At 63.9% G+C, this 313-nt stretch carries 1 protein-coding gene; it reads right to left on the bottom strand.

Annotated features, from left to right (window positions below):
- Window positions 1–313: DPP IV N-terminal domain-containing protein (locus F2P45_RS34955; protein WP_187367268.1), on the bottom strand; the 313-nt coding region annotated here is incomplete at both ends.

Below are 313 nucleotides of genomic sequence, written 5' to 3'. Positions count from 1 at the left end.
CACCGCGTCGCGGTTCGAGGCGACGTACACGCGGCCGGCCTTTTCGTCCACCGCCAGCACATTGTCGATGCCCCATTCGCCGCTCGATACCGGGTGCAGCAGCTTGCCATCGAGGTCGTACAAATACAGGTGATTGCGCCCGCTGCGCTCGGACGCCCACAGGAAGGCATTGCGCTTGGACAGGAAGCGCAGGTCGTCATGGATGCTGACCCAGGTCTTCGATGTTTCGGTCAGGAGGGTGCGCTGCGCCAGGGTGGCGGCATCGACCGAAATCAGGTGGAGGCGCTTCTGGTCGCGCGACTGCAGTTGGTAC

Source organism: Massilia mucilaginosa, from assembly GCF_011682145.1.
Taxonomy (GTDB): Bacteria; Pseudomonadota; Gammaproteobacteria; order Burkholderiales; family Burkholderiaceae_D; genus Telluria_A; species Telluria_A mucilaginosa.
This window is presented reverse-complemented; position numbering and strand designations above follow the sequence as displayed.